Source organism: Profundicola chukchiensis (assembly GCF_029664245.1).
GTDB lineage: Bacteria > Bacteroidota > Bacteroidia > Flavobacteriales > Weeksellaceae > Profundicola > Profundicola chukchiensis.
Genome location: NZ_JANAIE010000007.1, coordinates 137,051 through 158,408 on the forward strand (window position 1 = coordinate 137,051; position 21,358 = coordinate 158,408).

Genomic DNA, 21,358 nt, shown 5'->3' on the forward strand with positions numbered 1-21,358 from the left:
GTAAATTATAATTATTGAATCCCTTCGGGATTAGGGAAGTAAATAAAATACACAATTGACTCCCTATAATTATCTAAGGTAGCTAATTATGAATTCGAAGTTCAAATATTCATATAAAAACATGTTTGGCATTAATGAATCCGAAGGATTCAAATGTCTATAGCTAAATCATTAGGTGAGAAGAATATTCGACCCCGACGGGGTCGAAAAACCAATTTCGGAATATGAAAATTATAAATATATAATCCCTTCAGGATTAGAGGATGGATTAAAATACATAAACGACGCCCTATAATTTTCTAAAATAGTTAATCAAGAATTTGAATGATTCGCATTTCTAAGGAAAAAGTATGTTATTTAACCATGAATCCGAAGGATTCAAATGCTTATAGAATCGTGTTATACGGGAAAGTACATACGACCCCGATGGGGTCGTAACCCGTCACGAATAATGTGAATTATAAACATTTAATCCCTTCGGGATTAGGATAGGAAATAAAAAACACAACCGATATCTTTTATATTTCAATTAGCAAGTAATGAATCCGAAGGATTCAAACACTTATAGGAAAAAATAATGCTAGTCAACAATGAATCCGAAGGATTCAAATGTCTATAGCAAAGATATTATTGGGGAAAGTATGTTCGACCCCGATGGGGTCGTAACCCGTTACGAATTAAGTAAATTATAATTATTGAATCCCTTCGGGATTAGGGAAGTAAATAAAATACACAATTGACTCCCTATAATTATCTAAGGTAGCTAATTATGAATTCGAAGTTCAAATATTCATATAAAAACATGTTTGGCATTAATGAATCCGAAGGATTCAAATGCCTATAGCTATATCATTAGGTGAAAAGTTTATTCGACCCCGATGGGGTCGTAAAACCATGATGATTTATGGAAATTATAAACATTTAATCCCCACGGGATTAGGGAAGTAAATAAAATAGAAAATCGACGCACTATATTTATCTAAAGTAGCTAATCATGAATCCGAAGGATTCAAACATTTATAAAATAATCGACGCTACGTAATACAACTACCGTTGGGTCGAACATATCTCTAATTTAATAGATTTTATAAATAATCCATCCCTAGGGGAAAGGGAACCTAATAAAATCCTCAATGAATTTCGATAATATACCAAACCCAAACCTATAATTTTCTAAAAGATTCCATTAAAGAATAGCTGGCAATAAGCTTAAGAATAACTTTGTAAATAACATAGATATTAAATCATTCCTATAGGGAATTGCAATTGCTTTTAATTGAGGTATTCTATCAAAGGATTTAAAATATTGTTGTGAAAGCTTTAAAAATCTATATCAAAGACTTTTTTAAATAACTCACGGAAGAAAAAATTCTTGTTCAGTGAGTTGTTGTCTAAACTCACGGACAAAAAAAATATTCCTCTGTGAGTTTTTATTCAAACTCACGGAAGAAAAAAAACTCGTCAGTGAGTTTTTTGATGAATTTCAAGCATTAATTAACAAAAAATAAGCCTGATAAATACTTATCAGGCTTTAACTCACAACTATAAATAGCGTAAACAACTAAGTCTGGATACTAAACTCGAGGGTTTTGAGCCACTTCTTAAGCACCATGCTCGGACGATAGTTCAACTTAGTGCGGCGAATATTGCTCTGGTTCACTTCCTCTGGCGTCACACTCCCGGAGGAGCTAACTGCTACTTGGAAAGTTCCTAAATCGCCTAGTTGTACTGCCCGGCCTTGTGCAAGCTCATCCATCATGTTTAACACCAAACCATCCAATACTGCCAGACAATCCGCCTGGCGAACTGTGGACTGTATGGAGATCAAGTAAGCCAACCTTCTTAGGTCAGAATTACCACTTTTTACCGCTTGTAGGTAAAACTTCGCAGGCTCTGTGCGATCCTGCGGATTTTGTCTCTCTTGAATTACAAGAGGAACTTTAAGTTTACTATGTATATTCATAGTCTTTAAATTTTACTTTTATAATTTATCCCAATTAACTACGAGCTGATAATTTGTATATCGGTTACATCGAGCGGGATATAAAACCCGGAAAACCATGGCTCTAGATAACAATTGGGATAAAAATAGAAGGTTTAGCTGAAGGCATTGTGTATAAATTATGCCTTTGTTAAATATTTTTTGGTAGAATCAATTTTTATATATAAGAATACCTCGATAGGGATAGAAATCTTTGACAAAAAGGCTGAAAAATATTGACCTTAGTATCGATAGAAAGGTTTTGAAAAACAAATGTTCATCTACTGCCTATTATATATCCTGCTCAGCCATTAAAACCATGATGAGTATTTTTAGTGGGAGATGATAACTAAATTTTCATGGATAATAATTATTTGATTTCTAATCTCATAAATTAAATGCATAGAGATTTAATTATTTTAGTTTCTTTAATTTATAAACAAATCATTAAAAAATCTTGTGTGCCCAGTGTTTAATTTTTAGTTTTAATGATTCGTAAAGGATTCTGTCTTTTGACAAGACTTTGTCTGTATGTTGAGAAACATTAAAAACATTAATGAAAAACTATTTTCTAACTTCTTTATGGACTTATCCTTCTGGGAGTTGCGATTGGGTCGACTTCAATAATTCAAAACAATTTAAAATTTCTGATTGTAGTCCTTTTCAGTTTGAAGTATATCTAAATCTACTGCCATTAAAGAATTATATGGTTTAAAATGAAAAGTAGAGGCTTTTGTCTAAAACATAAATATTTAAAATAAATTAAAATCAACTTAAAATGAAAAAACACTTCTTAATTCTATTGGCACTAGCGCTATTTTCGTGTAACGAAGATGACGATTTTAATATTTCTTCTGACGTATTTGAAGGTGACTATGAAATTCGTTCTCAAGAGGATTTAGATTCATTCGCAGAAAATGGCTATAAAGAAATCGATGGCACTTTGGTCGTCAATTATGCTTATGGGGTTGAAAATTTATCTGGTTTATCCAGTTTAGAAAAGGTTGATGCCATCATCATTAAGTACAATGCCGATTTAATCTCTTTAGAAGGTCTTGAAAACATCTCAGAAGTTGAGTTTTTAAACATTTCTAATAATGTTGATTTAATTTCTCTTAACGGGCTCAACCGCTTATCAAAAGTAGAGAATAGCTTACGCATCGAACATAATTATGATTTGAATTCATTAGAAGCGCTAAATCAACTTTCAGAAGTAGGAACTCAGTTTTTTATTGCAAATAATGACGCCTTAACGAGTTTTAATGGACTAGAGAACTTGACGAGTGTTTACAATTTATTCGTTCTAGAAAATGTCAACCTAACGGATATAAGTGCGATTGATAATATAAATACTTCTACAGGAATGGACTTTTCTTCGAACGACTCATTGTATGATTTTTGTGCTTTATCTGATTTTATTGAACAAAATCCAGAACCACATATTTTCGCTGCTAGGTTTAATGCTTATAATCCTACGGTGGAAGATATCTTGAATGGAGATTGCACCGAATAAAACCTTACTTTCAATAAGATGAATAGTGAATATAGGGTATTTTGATTTTGCGGTAATTGGGATATTGATTCTTTTTAATATTATATATTGGAAAAAGGAATTGTTAGGAAAGTTAGGATGCTTAATTATTTTACTTTTATTTGGATTTATTTTACCCTTAATATCCATGTCCATTGAAATTGACCGGGTTGAGAGTAGTATCGGAATTGTAGATAACTTTGAAGTTCTATATACTTTTCTAAGATTTCCCATTTTGGAGCATAGGTTTTTTACAGTTTTTAATTCTTGTCATCAAGTGGGGATTAAAGGGTTCTGATGAATGAATTTGACCAGTTAGGGTAGGAGTATTGAAGTAATGAAATATAAATTCAATAGTTTATTTATTGAAAATGAGTAAAATAGCTAGGCATAATATAAGTTAAAATGAGTGTTGAAGAAGCATATAACGAATGGGCTCAGCAGTATGATTTAAATGAAAATCGCACCAGAGATTTAGATAAAATCGCGACCCAAGAAACCTTGCAGAAATTTGATTTTGAGAAAGTTTTGGAATTAGGCTGTGGTACAGCTATGAACACAAGTTTTTTATTAGAAAAAGCTAATCAAATCATTGGGTTAGATTTTTCTCTAGAAATGCTAAAAATAGCACGAGAAAAAATAAGTCATGAGGCTGTGACTTTCAAAAAAGCTGATTTAACCAAAAATTGGAATATCGAAAACAATTTTGCGGATTTAATTACATGTAGTTTGACCCTAGAACATATACAAGACCTTGATCATATTTTTAATCAAGCTTATCAAAAGCTAAAAGACAATGGATTGTTTTTCATTAGTGAATTACATCCTTTTAAACAATACACAGGAAGCAAGGCGCGCTATGAAACAGAGCATGGAAGCAAGGAATTAGAAGTTTATACGCACCACCTAAGCGAATATTTACATGAAGCTAAAAAGAATGGTTTTCAGTTATTAGAAATGGAGGAGTGGTTTGATGATCGTTCTAAAAGCGGTATTCCACGTTTAATTTCCTTTGTTTTCCAGAAGTAGAATAATCATTGGCTTAACAAATTATTAATTCCTGGCTTTATTTTTTAATGAAATCAAGTTTAATGAAGTAATTAAATGCTATTACTAGTAATTAATACCTAAATTAGTTACTTAATCGCGCAACTTGGTATTAGTTAGTTGTGTTAAAACTATTAGCTATGGGAATTATCAAAATAATTTCAATTTCAATCTTTTCCGTTCTTCTTTTATCTTGCAAAGTAGAAGGAGAAATCCAGGAAAATACCGAGCCAGTCGCAAGTATAGAGCCCAATCTGGCTTTTGATGATGTAGTATCTGACTTTAATAAGTGGTGGACCTATCATAATGAATACATCTTACTGTCTTCTAACTTTACGGGACTCAACGAAGAATCGGATACGATTGAGCAAAAGCAATTTCTAGAGCAATTAACTACAGGGAATTATATTCCGCTAAAAATTGATTCAAATGACAATTCAAATACCTACAAGCTATTTGAACTTGATTCTACTACCAATAAAAATATTGTATCAACTATAAAGAGTGAATCTCAAAAAAACTTGAAATATTATAATATGTTGGGTAGTCAATTTCCTGAATTTGAATTTACTGATTTAGAAGGCGTTACTTATAGTAACGAAAATACCAAGGGCAAAACCATCGTATTAAAAACTTGGTTTATAAACTGTAAGGCTTGTATATTAGAATTTCCAGAACTTAATGACTTGGTCGATAAATACCAGGAAAAAGACAATATTGTTTTCTTAAGTATAGCTTTGGATGAAAAAGTAGCCTTAGAAAAATTCATGAAAACAAAAGAATTTAAGTATAAAGTAATTCCCAATCAAAGTGAGTTCATAACTGAAACCTTAGGTTTATATGTTTATCCAACGCATATCATTATCGATCAAAATGGAATTATAAGAAAAGTAGTGAATAATGCTTCATTGATGATTGATTTTTTAGAAAATGAAATAGACTTAACAGAGCAAGTGCAGCTTACTACACCACCTCCAATGCAGTAAAAGACGTATGCTAAGTATAAATGAAAACAGAATTCGAAATTAAAGATAAAACCCGACAGACCGAAGAAATTAAAATAGCTCCATTCAGAAAGCATATACGAAAGACTTCTCCACATAAGCACAACAGCTATTTTGAAATCATCTATCGGACTAAAGGACAAGGGTCGCATACTATTGACACAAAAGAATACGAGATAAAGCCGCCCGTAGTATTCACTATTTGAATTTACAGTAAAGAAACCACTCTATAGACAATCATCATATCATAAATAATAATGTTTCAAAAAATAATCCATTCAGACAACTCTAAAACCACCATCATCATTCGCTTAATGGTCGGTGTGGTCTTCCTTTCAGAAGGCATTCAAAAACTATTATTTCCAGCCATTCGAGGTGCAGGTCGATTTGAAAAAATCGGACTTCCATCACCAGAATTTCTCGGTTCATTTGTCGGTACAGTCGAAATTGTATGTGGCATATTCATTTTACTTGGCTTGCTGACACGGTTGGCAAGTATTCCAACACTCATAATTATGATGGTTGCTCTGACTACTACAAAATTAGAAGTTTTAGCTAATGAAGGATTTTGGGCAATGATGCATGGCAGCCGAACCGATTGGGCCATGTTGCTAGGTAGTTTGTTCCTTATCATAAAAGGGGGCGGAAAATGGTCGTTAGATAATAAATTAACAAGAAAATCTTAAAATCGCTAGGCTATTCTTTAAGTTAGGAGGTATTACATTTGCTATATTGGTTTATGGAATAACTATTGAATTGAAACTCTTTTTAACAAAACCTAAACTACATTAAAACGAAGTTAAGCCAAACCATCTTGCCACATTAAAAAAATGAAAGACTTACCCTATATCATAGATCTAAGCTTAAAACGTCATAAAATTGAAAATAAGGAAAGCTATCCGTTTTCAATTCCAGCCATACGTGAATTGGAAACCATAAAACTAGGTAAAGAAGTCACTTTTTTTGTGGGAGAAAATGGTAGTGGAAAGTCAACTTTGCTAGAAGCAATAGCTATTTCATTAGGTTTTAATGCAGAAGGTGGTTCAAAGAATTTTAACTTCAATACACGTAATTCCCATTCAAATCTGCATGAATATTTACAGATTGCTAAATCATATAAAAAACCAAAAGATGGTTACTTTTTAAGAGCAGAAAGTTACTTTAACGTTGCTACAAATATTGAAGAATTAGACAAAGAACCTCGTGGAGGAGCTAGAATTATAGACTCTTATGGCTCATTATCTCTTCATGAACAGTCTCATGGCGAATCATTTTTATCGCTAATTCTTCATAGGTTTGGCGGAAAAGGGATTTATTTACTTGATGAGCCTGAAGCAGCTCTTTCTCCAACTCGTCAACTTGCATTATTAAGAAGAATGAATCATCTAATTTCAGATTCTTCTCAATTCATCATAGCAACTCATTCGCCAATTTTATTAGCCTATCCTGAAGCCGTTATATATGAATTTAATGATAAAGAAATTTCAAGAGTTAAATATGAGGATACGGATCATTATCAAATAACCAAAGCATTTCTGGATAATCCTAAAAAAATGCTCAACGAGTTATTTAAGGAATAGTGAAACTAAAAACTACAGTTAACAGCTTTTTAAATTAATGACTTGTAATTTTCTGCTTACAAATCTAGATAGATATTGAGTTGCAGGTTTTGATCTAAACAGTTGACCTCGCTCATGTCTATTTGAGTTTATTTACTAAATTAGTTACTTAAACCCGCAACTAAGCATACACATAAACTTTAACTTATATATGAAAAAGAAGGGCTGTTTGATATTGGGTATATCTGTTACCTCATTGATTATCATTGGGGTTATTGTACTTTATAGAATGTTTTTTATTCCACATGGAATAAACATTGACAAGGACAAGTATCCTGTTACAGGAATTGATATTTCTGCACATACGGGTAAAGTTGATTTTGAAGAAATCCAAAAGCAGAATATTGATTTTGTGTATTTAAAAGCAACTGAAGGAGAGAATTTTGTCGATCCCAAGTTTGAAGAGAATTATAAAAATGTTATTAAAAATAAATTCCCGGTTGGGTTTTATCATTTTTTTAGATTCAATAAAGATGGAGTAGTGCAAGCCCATAATTTTCTACAAAATATAAAAGATAAAGAAACCCATCTTCCATTAGTTATTGACGTTGAAGAGTGGGGGAATCTATCATCCAAGTCCCAAGAAGAAGTCGTATCAGAAATTTCAAAGTTTATTAATACAGTTGAAAATTCAACACAGAGTAAAATCATGATTTATTCGAATGAGAGCAGTTATAAAAAATATATTGAAGGGAACTTTGATAATAAAGAAGTCTGGATTTGTTCATTTAGCAAAAAACCAAATATTGAAAAAGAATGGGTCTTTTGGCAGCACTCACACAAAGGTAAATTAGATGGGGCAGATGGTTGGGTTGATATCAATACCTTTAACGGGACCTACGATGAATGGAATAAATACCTGAAGAAATAAACAGTGTATTTTAAATGGCAATGGCTATATATCTTAGAGCATCTATGCCATCAGATCTAAAAGCTTAAATAATTAATTATGAAAAATATTTTACTTCTATTAACCATATTTCTCTTATCAATCGTTGATGGGCAAGAATCAATTGACACATTAACCTACGCAAAGACAGAGATTAAAGTTCCAGAAAACTGTATCGCTAAATCTCAATACGAAATCTTAGATTGTAATGGGTTTTCAGCTCAATGGCTTTATTTAAATCAAGAAATGATTGATCTGGGGTTTCACAAACAATTATTTTCTCAACTTGAAGGGCAGATAAATTATTCCAAAAAAGCTGAGATACGATTTAAATCACAAAGTCAAGATTTTAATGGATTTCGATACGGGTTAAAAGATGGATTCACCCGAATTTATGGGATCGGTAAAGTAGATGGTCAGTGGTTAATTCTTAATTTGGGTTTCGAAAATTCGGCGGATAAAAACAGCGATTTATCGGCTTTTGAGAGGAATTTCATTGAGCTAGAATGATATGAAAAGCTTGACTACTTAATCAGCTCTTTATATTTTACATAAAACGGAATTTGCTAACCACCAACAGCATAATTTCTTTGTTTAAACTAAAAAACTGTTAGCTAAAATATAGAGGAAGTTTTCATCTTTTTGTATTTTTAAAGTCAAAGGAGTATTATCATTTTTACACTTCCAGAAGGCTGATTGGGAGGTCATGATAGATCTGGAATATCAATTTATTGAAATACTTTACTCAAACTACAGATTATGAAAACAAAAGAAGAGTTAAGAAAATCTAAGCATATATACGACTTATTGCGTGTTTTGAAAGATTCTGACAAGCCCGAAGATATTAAAGCCATGCAAGAAATATGGGAGGATTGTGGGTTTTGGGCAAATTCAAAAGAAGAGGAGAATAAGTTTGTAGCTCCCTTTCAAGAGCATAGACGAAGTTTCGTTTTAACCGCTCCAGCCACATGGGAAAAAGGGAAGTTTCCTCCGCCTGGTGATTATTCCTTTGCATTAGTCACCAAACAAGGTACAGGCATCAGAGAATCTTTTATTGAAACCACGGTATTTTATTTTTACAAGGAAAACTACTTCTCCTTATCAAAACGTCATAGAGGTTATTTATTCACTTTTTTAGATGAGAAAAAGAAGCTGTGTTTGTATGATTATTCAGTTATTAAGGACAAGGAATCTCCTTATTATGAAAAGTCATTGCGGATGCAAAAAAGAGAACAAGAAGTAAAGCAAGAATGTGTGAAATTTATTCCTGAATTAGCACATTATCTATGGCCGGACGAGCTAAATATTTCCGGTAGTTGGAAGGAGGAAGAACTTTCACATCCTAACTTCTTTAAGAAAACATTCGAAATGCTAAGCAGTGGATATTATTCCTATGTAGGTGCTTGGACGTTCCCATTTACACCGCTTGTGTGGGAGAATAATGAGGCTCAAATCCCAAAGGAGATCACTTACACAGCCGTCGATTATAATCATCAATATATTTATGGCATTATTAAAAAAGGAGAGTTTAGGGAAGATATTGGTATATGGTTAAAGCAAGAAGAAAACCATATTAGTTTCAATGTCAAATTCAGGGACGGGGAGACTTCATTCGCTAATTTTAAGGGAAAACTTTATCCTGATTACATCGAGTTTTCTATTCCGTTTTATAATAAATCCCCAAAAGAAAAAGCTTATTTAATAGAGCATTTTGAACAATATGGACTTCGTATTTCAAACTTATAACATCTAAAAAAGTATACTCAACTTACGATACAACTGTTTCTTTTTATCTCGCTGAGATTTATTGCTTATGAAATAACTTAATTAGTAGAATAACATATAGAAAAGAATATCAGCCATTTAAGATTTCAAAAGAAAATTAAAATAAATATTAGAGATTAGGATTTTATTGTTAAATTTATAAAAACATAATAGAAATTAACACCTTAGAGAGTTATTTCTAGTTGTTCTACGCAATTTGAAACAAAAATTGCGCTGAAGAGGAAAATTAAGTATTAAAAAATAAAATTATGGAATTAACATTGATTATCGGATTTGTGATTTTAACCATGGTATTATGGTTTTGGGCAATTATTGACATAACAAGCTCGAGATTTAAAAAACCGCATATGAATACAATTTGGTTTTTAGCTGTTCTGTTTTTCCCAGTTTTAGGCTCAATCATGTATTTTCAATTGAGAAAAAATTATGTAACGAAAGAACCTAGAAAATTCCAACCGAATTTTAATAGAAGGGAGTTAAAAATAACTGAATAAAATATTCTAGCCCGGAACAGAAAGCTGAATTTACTCTTGCGGGGGTTTTACACAACAGAATTTATAAATGTTGCGTTATGTCTTTGCGATTTTCAAAAAAACAAATAGTAAAATTTAAAAATTTGGCTCGAGCTTAATCCGAAAGTTAATTTCTTATTTACAACTCTAATTCTTTTATTCTAAACCCTTGTGCGTTATAAAAGCCAATATCTTTGGAAAAGTTTAAGTTATTTTAATAGGGATTTATAAAATGAAATATTTTAGGTATAAAAGAAATTCTACATTCCTAATATATTGATATTTTCATTTATCTTAATCAGTTATAATTTTGAATTTAATCAGGATGATTTAATGCCGTATAATGCCTATGCAGAAAATGAATTGATGAAATTTAAATCAAGTAAAAATAAGATTGACAATTTTAAAGACTGATTGAAATGCATGATGGAAGTTGTGCGAGAAAAAATAAATGAAAGCATTTACTTGTTACGCACAATTAAAATTTCATCATCGGAAAATTCCATCCAAGCCAAATCATACACATAATGAAACATTTTGTTTTTTGAATTTATGTGGAAATGTGTGTGATACTTAAATCGAAACTTCTTCTTTTCCAACGTGTTTCTATACACTTTTATCTGCGTTTTATTTTTACCTAATAACTCCCAAAGTATAGCATAATTCCGTTTCAGAAAACCATTAATTTCAATTGCTGCAGTTTTGGTTGCAAAACGTACATTTTTATGATAATGGTTTTTACAGTCTACAGAGCAGAAGATCTTATCTACTCTTCCTCGGAGCGTTTTTTCGCAAATTTTACATTTTCGTTCCATTACACATCAGGTTTTTAAACAAATATACATTATTCGTTCTTAACGGTTATATACGCTTATTCCCGTTTATTATCGCTTAACAATCCAATTTTGTGTGTATTTCAAGTTAATTTAGAGCAAGGAATATTTCAAAATATTATGGAAACACGAGACAAAAATCAACCTATTATGTATCTACCACTTCCTAATGCTGGTCGGGTAAAGTTTTATATTCCATATCCGTTAAAGGATAAACGCGAGGCTTTTAAGAAGTTGAATACTTCATACTATCATCCGCATCAAAAACTGTGGAGTATTGTAAACACTGAGTCTAATATTGCATTGGCTAAAGAATTGTTTGGAGACCAATTGCGAATTGAGCAATTAAAGCCAACTCCAAAAATGCCAAAGGTTGTTCTTACAGAAAAAATACAAATTGAATTAGACCGAAATCACCAGAAGATGGTTTTAAAAGGTTTCAGCCAGTCTACCATTCGGAACTATCAACACGGATTAAGTGAGTTTTTAAGTTATTTTGAAAGTGAAGACTATAGATCAATTAGTAAGGAACAAATTGAGGGCTTTATTTTTTATTTAATTAGCAAATACAGTATCAGTGAGCAGAAACAGAACCTACTAATAAACGCGATTAAGTGTTATTATGAACACACCTTGGAAATGCCTAGGGAATATTACACCATAACGCGGCCAAAGAAAAGCAAGAATCTTCCTAATGTGTTAAGTGAAGCCGAAGTACGTCTAATATTAAACCAACCTAAAAACATAAAACACAAGGCTATACTTCATATTATATACGCTGCTGGTCTTCGAGTTGGTGAAGTTATCCGTCTACGAGTAACGGACATTCGAAGCGACGATGGTTATATTTTTATAAAAGATAGCAAGGGCAAAAAAGACCGACATACAGTGCTTAGTCCCTATCTGTTAGAGCTTTTACGAGAATATTATAAAAAGTATCGACCCAGTTATTGGTTATTTGAAGGGCAAGATGGTGGGCAATATTCTGCTAAGAGTATTCAAAATATTTACAGAAAGGCCGTTAAGGAAACCAATAGCAACCCTTGGAGCACCCCACATACGCTGCGACATAGCTTCGCAACGCACTTAATGCAGCAGGGTGTAAACATTCGATATATACAGAGCGCATTAGGACATGCTAGCAGCAAAACAACCGAAGTTTATACTAGAGTATTAGGTATTAGCAACAAAACCTTAAAAAGTCCATTGGATAGTTTATTTGAAAATACTATATTTGATGAATCGAAGAAATAGTGGTTTTGTCGTACAAGGTGAATATAACAGCCATAATTCCATTAAAACTTCGTTTATAACTATGTTGTAAAACATTTTGAAAAAAACACTATACTTATTGATTTTAATAAGTTTCGGATTTAAATGCGCTGATAATAATTGCGAATTAAAAGACGGAAAATATAAAGTCATTTATGACGAACAGTTTTCGGAATATCCAAAATTTGAGTTTGAAATAAATGGACAAAACTTAACGGAAATAAACTCTGTTAAAAATCGGAATTACATTATTGAAAATCTTGGTGAAAACTCATTCCGACTTAAATCGCTGGAAAGACAAACTGACTCGTTAACTGAATTTCAAAAGACATTAATGTCGCACGGAAAACCATATTATGAAATAACGAATTGTACAAATGACACTATCGAATTTACAATGCGAGTGAATTTGCACGTGATTTCACATTCTGGAAAATTTGTAAGAACCGAATGAATAAAAAACGTTTTACAACAATGTATAACCGCAATTACGGCGGATTCGACTACGTCCGAATCCACTCGGAATTGCTAACATCTGTACTAAACCGAAAATTAACGCATATTAACCCGTAACTGACGCTTATACTTGACCGTTGTGCGTAATTTGAACAACTCATCGCTAAATAACAACAATTCGGAAAATCAAATTTGATATTTTAATGTTTTAACCTGAATTTTGAAATGTCAAAACCGATAAAAAAAAAGATGAATATCAAAAATAAAGCGTTAGCTATAAACTCTACATTGATTGTCGTTTCAACAACCATTATTGGAACTATTTTGCACGAACTCGCTCATTTTTTAATGGCTAAATATTTTGAACTGAATCCCGAATTACATCACAATTATGTTAATTATCTTACTGAAAATGCTACTGAATTTCAAAAAGCAATAATTGCTGGAATTGGGCCAGTTTTCAGCCTAATATTTGGAATTATTATTCTTTTAATATCTGTTAAGATTTTAAAACCATCCCTTCTTAAACTTTTTATGCTTTGGTTAGGAATGAATGGAATTCTTATGTTTTTAGGCTACATTTTAATCGCACCAATAGTAAAAAATGGAGATACAGGTCAAGTTTTCGATTTTTTAAACATTCCAACTTTTATTTCAGTTGTTATTGCTGTCATATCATTTGTTATAATTATCAAGTTGTTTTCAAGCCTTTCAAAAGAATTCCGATTTTATAAAAATGAAGATTTATTCGTGCAGAAAGAAAATGAGAAACAACTCTTCTTTTATCCAATTTGGTTTTCAATAATATTTATAACGATATTGAGTTTACCAGTTGTTACTTGGATTAGCTTATTGCCGACTATTTTTATGCCAATGACCTATTTCAGCACAATGAAAAAATATAGAAAACAGAATTTAGAAAATGCTGAATTGGAAATAAATTTTATATCAAAACCACTTTTAATATTGACAATTGGCACAATAATAATATTTAGAATACTAATATAAAAACTACGCACAACAACGTATATAGCTCATAGCTAGGCAGTTGTTTAATCGGAAGTTTAGGCATATTTGCGAAGTCCGCCAAATTTTTTAATTTGGCTTATTTAAAAGAAAAGGTAATAAGAAAATTAAAAAATTTGGCTCGTGCTCAACCGAATAGTTATCGCTAATTTACACGCTACGAGCCATATACAAAACCGTTGCCTACAATTTAAAAAACATAATGTCAAGCTTAAATAGAAATAAAGAAATTAAAATTGGAATTTCAAAATTTTCAATTGGTTTTGATTTTATTATAGTCATAGTAATTCTCGGAATAGCATTCTATTCATACTTTGGAAATTACAATATAAAAGTTTCAATTTTTCTGATTATAATAGGTTCTCTAAACTTGATATACTACCTACGGAAATTTTTTGACACTGAAACTAAAATAATGATTAATTCAAGGGGAATAAACCTTGAAGGCAAATTTATTAGTTGGGATGAAGTGGAAGAAGTAAATGTGGAAAGATTAAGTTCTGATTTAATCCACTCTGAATATTTGAATATTGTAACTAAAAATAATGATTTTTTTGATTTTGAAATTACAGACTTAAAAATTACTGCAAACAAACTATTGAAAACCATTGAATTTTATCGAAAATAAAAAAACTGTAGGCAACAAGGCGTATATTTTATTGCTGGCTGAATTTTCGTACCGAAAATTCGTGCCAATCAATAAAGTTTTCGAACAAGTTCGAAAGTTTTCGCTAACTTAATCCGCAACAAAACATACACCAAGACGTTACCTGCAATTGCGGAACTCACTCAAACCTTAATTAAATGAAAATAAAAAAAAGAACATTTGACTTAATTTTTATTATTGTTTCAACTGCAATATTAATAGCATTATCAGAATATGGACTTTTAGAAAAGTATATGGCTTTTGCTTTAATTCCAATTTTAATTGCATATCAATTAGGACAATATTCTGAAAGAAAATTTAAGAACGAATAGCTGAATTCTGAATGAAATTCACGTCGGATTTTTTAGCTCGTATACGGAATCGCAATCTGAATTGAAAACCAAAATCGAACTGTGAGTAGAAATTAGCAAGTTGCGGAATTAACACTCAAACGGAATTGAGCAAGTTTGTGGAATTGAAAAACTAAACTGTAAAAATAAGCGGAGTTTTTCGCTGGTTTGGTTTTTGCATTTTTTTTGAATTTTAAGAAAGTAAAAACGAAAAACAACAGCAGGTAACACCGTGTAAAAAACATTGCTTATTTTAGTTCAATCGTTTGGTCGTTGCTCTTTTGCTAGCTTCTGATTTTCCTGCGGAAAATCCTCGCATACAAAATCGCAACGTTCCTTACACAAAACCGTTGTAAAACATTTGAAAAAAAAAAACGAATGAAATATGAAAAACTATAAAAGTAAAAGCTCATTTAGTGTTAAACTAATTACAATTGGAACTGTGGTTGTGATGGGAATTGTTGTTTTATCAATCTTAACTCTAAACGAAAAATACGGAATAATAGGCGGAATAATTATTTCCTTAATAATTTTAAGTACTCTGATTTATTTTTACGCAAACTCACTTAAAAAAATATTAATAGAAGAAAAACATCTAACTCTTGAAAAAAATATAGGAAAAATAGAAATACCTTTTTCTGATATTATCAAAATTGAAAAACTGGACTTTTCAAATTTATCAATGACTTACGGAAGTAAAGGTGTCTTTGGATATATTGGAAATACGATGGACGACTCAATAAGTATGGTAAATGACAGAAAAAATATGGTTCGAATTATAACCAATGATAAGAAATATACGATTAGCTCTGAAAGACCACAAGATTTGATAAAGGATATAAAAAACGTTTTACAACACCGTGTATAAGTTATGGCTGGGTTTATGCCTACTTGGAAAATCCTGCGGATTTTCCACTGGCAAGTACCTGCTTGCAATTGTCTGTGACAAACCACGCCACTGCTCATACACGAAACGTTAGGCAATATTTAAAACGAACATTTATGAAACCAATTACAAAATTGTATTTAAAGACCTTTTTGCTAACAGGAATACCTTACGGATTGATAATGCTAGGTTTTGATTTGGCTGATGGCGATGGATTTAGATTATGGAAATACTTATTTATGACTTTCTTTTTTGGAATCACTATGTCATTAATATTAGTGTCATTTCATAGATACAGACTGAAGAAAAACGGGATTCAGGAAATCACTAATAATAATGTTGGAGTAAATCAATCGAGAAATCTGAAAACAGGATTGAATAAAACTGACCTTGTAAATAAATTAAAAACTGATCCGATAATTGGAAAAATGAAAATGACGGAAATTGAAAATGGAATTTTGCTAAAATCAGGTATGACTTGGAAATCTTGGGGCGAGGAAATAAAAATAATATTGAAAAGCGAAAATGAAACAGATTTTGAATATCAGATTTCAAGCAGTCCAAAATTGAAAACAACGTTAGTCGACTATGGGAAAAATCTTGAAAACATAAACCGAATAGAAAGTGCAATAAAAAACATTGCCTAACACCGTATAAAAATAATTGCGGTTTAGTGCTTAATCAAAGGTCGTTGCAAGTTTGTAACGTCTGTATTTCCTTCTGAAATTCCTCGCATACAAACCCGCAACTATTCTTATACATAAACGTTGTGCAACATTTATCAAAAACATCGAAAATGAAAATAAAATATAATGAAATAGATAAATCAATCGAAATTAAAGATGAATTGAGAAGTCATTATTTATTATTAAAAATTGTAATGATTTTAAATTTGATAAGTGCAGTTTTTCAATTACTTGACATAAATGAAACTGGAATCGGATTCATAGAAATTATATTATTTATAGTCGGAATTATCTCATTAATAATTTTGTGCATTTTTATATTTAAAAAATCTACTTCCGATAAAATACCGATTGAAAAAATTGAGCGATTAACTAAAAAATCTATATTCGGAAAGAAACAATTCTCTCTGAAATTAAAAAACGGAAAGAAACGTGACTTAACAGAATTAAAATCTGAAACGGAATTTGCTGAATTGAAAAAACTATTTTCTGAAATCGGAATTACAAACTGAAAGAAAAAACGTTGCACAACACCGTGTATAATTAATGGCTGGTTCTCGCCTACTTACGAATCCCGATAGCTATCGGGATAGGTGTTTTTAGTTTTCTTTTGTGAATTTAATCGCTTAACTAACTCAATATATCCAAACTGTATATTGGAAAATCTTAAATATAAAATTGATTATCTCACTTCAAAAGATCAATTTTAATAAGACGAGCGGAACTCTAGGATTAATATATTTAGCTAATACAATTTCTTTAACAAATCTTAAAGATATGCTTGTATGCAATAAATTTAATTTTTAGATTTATATACTTATAAGCGATGTTAGTTTTGGAACAGATATTTATCCGACTATTATGAAGCTCTAAATTAAGACAGACAAATAATTACAAACTCAAATAATGAAACAACTTTTACTTCTTTTAACAGCAATTTTAAGTTATAATTGCTATTCACAAATCTCTTTTGAAAAGGGATATTTCATTGATATTAATGATCAAAAAACAGAGGTTCTAATTAAGAATCTGGATTGGAGAAAGAATCCTACTCAATTTGAGTATAAAGAAGAAGAGAACTCACAGCCTAAATTTGCCACAGCAAAAACTGTCAAAGAATTCGGAATTTATAATACCTCAAAATACGTTGGGACGAATATTAATATGGATAGGTCTAGTAATAATATCACTAATTTAAGTCATGACAAGAATCCTATATTTCAAGAAGAAGAACTTTTTTTGAAAGTATTAGTTGAAGGTAATTCAAATTTATATGAGTATGTAGATAATAATGTAACAAGATACTTTTACAATATAGAAAATTCAGATATTGAGCAGCTCATCTATAAAAAATATAAATTTTCAGAAAATAATATAGGTGAAAACAATAGATTTAGACAACAGCTTTGGAAAGATGTCAAATGTTCGAATTCCAAAATGGATGTAATTGAAAAATTAAATTATACAAAAAAAGACTTGCTAAAATATTTTGTAGATGTTAATAAATGTGATCAACAAGAATATGTGAACTTTGAAGAGAAACAAGAAAGAGATGTATTTAATTTTACGATTAGACCTCGTGTAAATAGCTCATCTCTAGCGATTGTAAACTCTTATTTCAAAAAAAATGATTTCGAAAATAAGATAAACTTTGGTTTAGGAGTAGAAGCTGAGTTTATTTTACCTTTCAACAAAAATAAATGGGCTATTGCTATTGAGCCAACCTATCAAAGTTATAATGCCGAAGCTAGAACTAATGTGAGCGATGTAGCAGGAGGAGAGGTAATAGCCACTGTTGATTATAGTTCTATTGAAATACCAGTAGGCTTAAGACATTATTTATTTCTAAATGACAATTCAAAAATGTTTATAAATGCATCTTATATTTTTGATTTTAGTTCAAATTCCTATATTGAATTAGTTAGAAATGATGGCTCTTATATTAACTCGTTAGAAATTAAAACAAATAATAACTTCGCCATGGGGGTTGGTTTTAAACAAAATGATAGGTATAGTTTAGAGTTAAGATATCATGCAGGAAGAGAAGTCTTAGGAAACTACTTATATTGGAATTCAGATTTTAAAAGCATTTCTTTAATTTTCGGATATTCACTTTTCTGATTTTAAAGCGATAAAATATCTAAGAAGTAATGTTTTTTATAAACTAAGGTCAAACCTACTTGCGAATCCCGATAGCTATCAAAACACAGATTTATTTCGGTTTTTATTTGCTAAATTTGATGTATTAGGTTGTTAATAAGTCATTTATAAATTGAATTACGCAACTTTATAAAATAACAACCGTCTTCAAATAAATATTATGAAAAATATACTCTTTTCTCTGTTTTTAGTTTTAGCTGTTTCTGTTGTCAGCGCAACTGAAAAAGAAATTATAGCCGAAGTGGTTTTCGAAAACTTAACGGACAAAGAATTTACTTCAGGTGAATTTAGAATCATAGATTTAAATCAGAAAATCGAAATTACTAAGGCGGAAAACTTCAAGATTACCTTGCCTCATAAAGGAAAATATCAATTCAGTTTTGTAGCTGATGATTTTACGGCTTATACATTTTATCCAGTTCGAATTAATAAAAGAAAAAACTCCATCACTATTCAGCTTGTGGAAAAATATGATTCCAAAAGTGTTGGAAATTATTCTTTCCCAATGAATCTAGAAACAGATTTAAGTGATGATCAAATTGAAGAAAGAATATCGGACGAACAGATAAATTTTATCATGCACGGGATTGATGCTACAATACCAGAGGAATATATAGCGTTTAAAGAAAAATATGGCATTGGACTTATAAAAGAAAATTGTCTGGTTGATCCATTGTCATTCAAAAAAGCCACTGAAAATAATCAGATGATTTTTGACTTTTTAAACAAAAAATACGGATCTAATTGGATAAATGAATTGAAAGCAAAGCCCTTCGGTCTTAAATAAGGACTGTTTATCAAATCTACTTTTTAAAGCTTTTTCATTCAATTCTTCTTATTCAAACTAAAGCCTTGAATTATAGGGTTTTAACAAGTAAAACTTCTTAATGACGAATCAGATGTTATGCATGTTGCCCATCGTTATCAAGATAAAGGGGATTATTCATCATACGTTTTGAAAAAAAAGTTCAAAAGCTTTTATAAAAAAGCTCAAAAGGTTTTTAGAAAAAGCACAAGAGCTTTTTTGAAAAAGTACAAGAGCTTTTTTCTTGAAGATGCGCATAAACTCAACACAAGATGCGCATAAATTTGTTTAAAGATGCGGATGATTTAGATTGATCATGCATATGCTTAATAAGCAACTCAAAGTGGTTTAATATATTTAATAGGCGAGAGGTGGTTTCGATAGAAATTAGCTATTGAAAATCATTAGACAAAGTATATAAGTTCGCTTGTTAGTGAAATTTTTAATGAGAGAACTACTGCTAGCAATGCATATAAAAATATGTGAAATAGAAATAAAATCATTTCTTTTGTCCAGTCTCAAATTTTGATCTCAACGGAAAGTTTAGTGCTTTTAAATCGCCTACTTTTCAAATATTAGACGTTGTTGGCAGTAATTAGAGAAAACGCAAACTGAATGAAAGTTTATAAAGCAAATAGAAAAGGATTTATCAATTATTTAGTAATTGGATCTGTGTTATTACCCATTGCTATTTTCTTTCTTGACAAGAATACTTTTACTGAAAAGCCTTTTATACTCTTACCCTTATTGAGTCCATTAGTTTTAATATTTTGGATCTATTTCGACACCTTTTATAAAATAGAAAATAAGGAATTGATGTATCGCTCTGGGTTTATAAGAGGAAAAATAGAGATTTCGAATATCAATGAGATTGTTAAAGGAAAAACAAAGTGGAGTGGAATTAAACCAGCATTGGCGAGAAAAGGACTTATTATAAAGTTCAATAAATATGATGAAGTTTATATTGCACCGAAAAACAATGAGGAGCTGATTTCGGACTTAATGAAATTGAATCCTGAAATAAAAATAACGGAATAAATGCCCTGATAAATATAACTGCTGCAGCATTCTATACTAGAAAGAGAAATGGCCTATTGGCTTGAAATGGGGAAGGTCTACTAAATTTCCAGATGTATTAAATTAAGGAATTTCTTATATAATAGGAGAAAAGAATGTACGACCCCATCGGGGTCGTAACCCGTCACGAATTATGTGAATTATAAGCATTTAATCCCTACGGGATTTTACATCGGATTTTATAAGAGTGAAATTCTAGATGTTGTTATCAATCTGTGGAGTAAAGAAACCACATTGAATATGTTCTTACGTAGATTCAAGATATTTTTATAATTATGAATCTGAAGGATTCAAATGTCTATAGCTAGGTGATATGCGAAAGTTTATTCGACCCCGATGGGGTCGAAAAACCATTACGAATTATGGAATTATAAACATTTAATCCTTTCAAGAATAGCAAAGTAAATAATATTGAAAATCGACGCTCAATTTTATCTAAAGTAGTTAATCATGATTCCGAAGGGTTCAAAAAATTATAAAAAACAATGATAAACAATTTATGAATCTGAAGGATTCAAATGTCTATAGCAATGATAATATGTGAAAAGTATATTCGACCCCGATGGGGTCGTAAACCAGTCATAATGAGTAGTTATTATAAGCATTTAATCCCTACGGGATTTTACATCGGATTTAATAAGAGTGAAATTCTAACTGTTGTTATCAATCCGTGGAGTAAAGAAACGGCATTGAATATGTTCTTACGTAGAATCAAGATATGGTTATAATTATGAATCCGAAGGATTCAAATGTCTATAGCAATGATAATATGTGAAAAGTATATTCGACCCCG

The 21,358-nt window shown here is 30.9% G+C and carries 22 protein-coding genes; 21 read left to right on the forward strand and 1 reads right to left on the reverse strand.

The window, feature by feature from the left end; translation table 11 throughout:
* Positions 1-1,561 precede the first annotated feature (1,561 nt).
* A complete protein-coding gene (locus tag NLM59_RS10050) occupies positions 1,562-1,963 on the reverse strand; it encodes an HU family DNA-binding protein (protein ID WP_304417651.1) in 402 nt (133 codons plus the stop codon).
* A 796-nt stretch (positions 1,964-2,759) separates the two neighbouring features.
* Between NLM59_RS10050 and NLM59_RS10055 the strand changes: the two genes are divergently transcribed.
* The 21 genes from NLM59_RS10055 to NLM59_RS10155 all read left to right on the forward strand — a co-directional run bounded on the left by NLM59_RS10055 (position 2,760) and on the right by NLM59_RS10155 (position 21,293).
* Positions 2,760-3,494 carry a leucine-rich repeat domain-containing protein gene (locus NLM59_RS10055; protein WP_304417652.1) on the forward strand — a complete coding sequence of 245 codons (735 nt, stop codon included), beginning with the start codon at positions 2,760-2,762 and terminating at the stop codon, positions 3,492-3,494.
* A 423-nt stretch (positions 3,495-3,917) separates the two neighbouring features.
* On the forward strand, positions 3,918-4,541 hold the full coding sequence (locus NLM59_RS10060; protein WP_304417653.1) for a class I SAM-dependent DNA methyltransferase: 624 nt from the start codon (positions 3,918-3,920) through the stop codon (positions 4,539-4,541).
* A gap of 158 nt (positions 4,542-4,699) precedes the next feature.
* On the forward strand, positions 4,700-5,545 hold the full coding sequence (locus NLM59_RS10065) for a TlpA family protein disulfide reductase (RefSeq protein WP_304417654.1): 846 nt from the start codon (positions 4,700-4,702) through the stop codon (positions 5,543-5,545).
* 20 nt (positions 5,546-5,565) lie between these two features.
* Positions 5,566-5,769 carry an AraC family ligand binding domain-containing protein gene (locus NLM59_RS10070; RefSeq protein WP_304417655.1) on the forward strand — a complete coding sequence of 68 codons (204 nt, stop codon included), beginning with the start codon at positions 5,566-5,568 and terminating at the stop codon, positions 5,767-5,769.
* A 51-nt stretch (positions 5,770-5,820) separates the two neighbouring features.
* Positions 5,821-6,249 (forward strand): DoxX family protein, encoded by a 429-nt coding sequence (locus NLM59_RS10075; protein WP_304417656.1) that lies wholly within the window; start codon positions 5,821-5,823, stop codon positions 6,247-6,249.
* A 144-nt stretch (positions 6,250-6,393) separates the two neighbouring features.
* Positions 6,394-7,143, forward strand: coding sequence for an AAA family ATPase (locus NLM59_RS10080; RefSeq protein ID WP_304417657.1), 750 nt, complete (start codon positions 6,394-6,396; stop codon positions 7,141-7,143).
* A gap of 190 nt (positions 7,144-7,333) precedes the next feature.
* On the forward strand, positions 7,334-8,053 hold the full coding sequence (locus tag NLM59_RS10085; RefSeq protein ID WP_304417658.1) for a glycoside hydrolase family 25 protein: 720 nt from the start codon (positions 7,334-7,336) through the stop codon (positions 8,051-8,053).
* 78 nt (positions 8,054-8,131) lie between these two features.
* Positions 8,132-8,581: a hypothetical protein gene (locus NLM59_RS10090; protein WP_304417659.1), complete on the forward strand. Its 450-nt coding sequence runs from the start codon at positions 8,132-8,134 to the stop codon at positions 8,579-8,581.
* Between the two features lie 249 nt (positions 8,582-8,830).
* Positions 8,831-9,817 (forward strand): hypothetical protein, encoded by a 987-nt coding sequence (locus NLM59_RS10095; RefSeq protein ID WP_304417660.1) that lies wholly within the window; start codon positions 8,831-8,833, stop codon positions 9,815-9,817.
* A gap of 287 nt (positions 9,818-10,104) precedes the next feature.
* On the forward strand, positions 10,105-10,350 hold the full coding sequence (locus tag NLM59_RS10100; RefSeq protein ID WP_304417661.1) for a PLD nuclease N-terminal domain-containing protein: 246 nt from the start codon (positions 10,105-10,107) through the stop codon (positions 10,348-10,350).
* 971 nt (positions 10,351-11,321) lie between these two features.
* Positions 11,322-12,455 carry a tyrosine-type recombinase/integrase gene (locus NLM59_RS10105; protein WP_304417662.1) on the forward strand — a complete coding sequence of 378 codons (1,134 nt, stop codon included), beginning with the start codon at positions 11,322-11,324 and terminating at the stop codon, positions 12,453-12,455.
* Positions 12,456-13,154: 699 nt separating this feature from the next.
* On the forward strand, positions 13,155-13,937 hold the full coding sequence (locus NLM59_RS10110) for a hypothetical protein (RefSeq protein ID WP_304417663.1): 783 nt from the start codon (positions 13,155-13,157) through the stop codon (positions 13,935-13,937).
* A 220-nt stretch (positions 13,938-14,157) separates the two neighbouring features.
* A complete protein-coding gene (locus tag NLM59_RS10115) occupies positions 14,158-14,583 on the forward strand; it encodes a hypothetical protein (RefSeq protein ID WP_304417664.1) in 426 nt (141 codons plus the stop codon).
* Positions 14,584-14,759: 176 nt separating this feature from the next.
* Positions 14,760-14,933, forward strand: a complete 174-nt coding sequence (locus tag NLM59_RS10120) for a hypothetical protein (RefSeq protein ID WP_155949966.1) — start codon at positions 14,760-14,762, stop codon at positions 14,931-14,933.
* A 403-nt stretch (positions 14,934-15,336) separates the two neighbouring features.
* A complete protein-coding gene (locus NLM59_RS10125) occupies positions 15,337-15,819 on the forward strand; it encodes a PH domain-containing protein (protein WP_304417665.1) in 483 nt (160 codons plus the stop codon).
* Between the two features lie 134 nt (positions 15,820-15,953).
* Positions 15,954-16,484, forward strand: coding sequence for a hypothetical protein (locus NLM59_RS10130; protein ID WP_304417666.1), 531 nt, complete (start codon positions 15,954-15,956; stop codon positions 16,482-16,484).
* Positions 16,485-16,633: 149 nt separating this feature from the next.
* Entirely contained in the window at positions 16,634-17,035 is a 402-nt protein-coding gene (locus NLM59_RS10135) for a hypothetical protein (protein WP_304417667.1), read from the forward strand.
* Positions 17,036-17,429: 394 nt separating this feature from the next.
* The gene (locus NLM59_RS10140) at positions 17,430-18,644 is read left to right on the forward strand and encodes a porin family protein (RefSeq protein WP_304417668.1); all 1,215 of its coding nucleotides are present in this window, start codon (positions 17,430-17,432) and stop codon (positions 18,642-18,644) included.
* A gap of 199 nt (positions 18,645-18,843) precedes the next feature.
* Positions 18,844-19,470, forward strand: coding sequence for an FEKKY domain-containing protein (locus tag NLM59_RS10145; RefSeq protein ID WP_304417669.1), 627 nt, complete (start codon positions 18,844-18,846; stop codon positions 19,468-19,470).
* Positions 19,471-20,103: 633 nt separating this feature from the next.
* Positions 20,104-20,526 carry a PH domain-containing protein gene (locus NLM59_RS10150; RefSeq protein WP_304417670.1) on the forward strand — a complete coding sequence of 141 codons (423 nt, stop codon included), beginning with the start codon at positions 20,104-20,106 and terminating at the stop codon, positions 20,524-20,526.
* A gap of 623 nt (positions 20,527-21,149) precedes the next feature.
* Positions 21,150-21,293: a hypothetical protein gene (locus NLM59_RS10155; protein ID WP_304417671.1), complete on the forward strand. Its 144-nt coding sequence runs from the start codon at positions 21,150-21,152 to the stop codon at positions 21,291-21,293.
* Positions 21,294-21,358 lie beyond the last annotated feature (65 nt).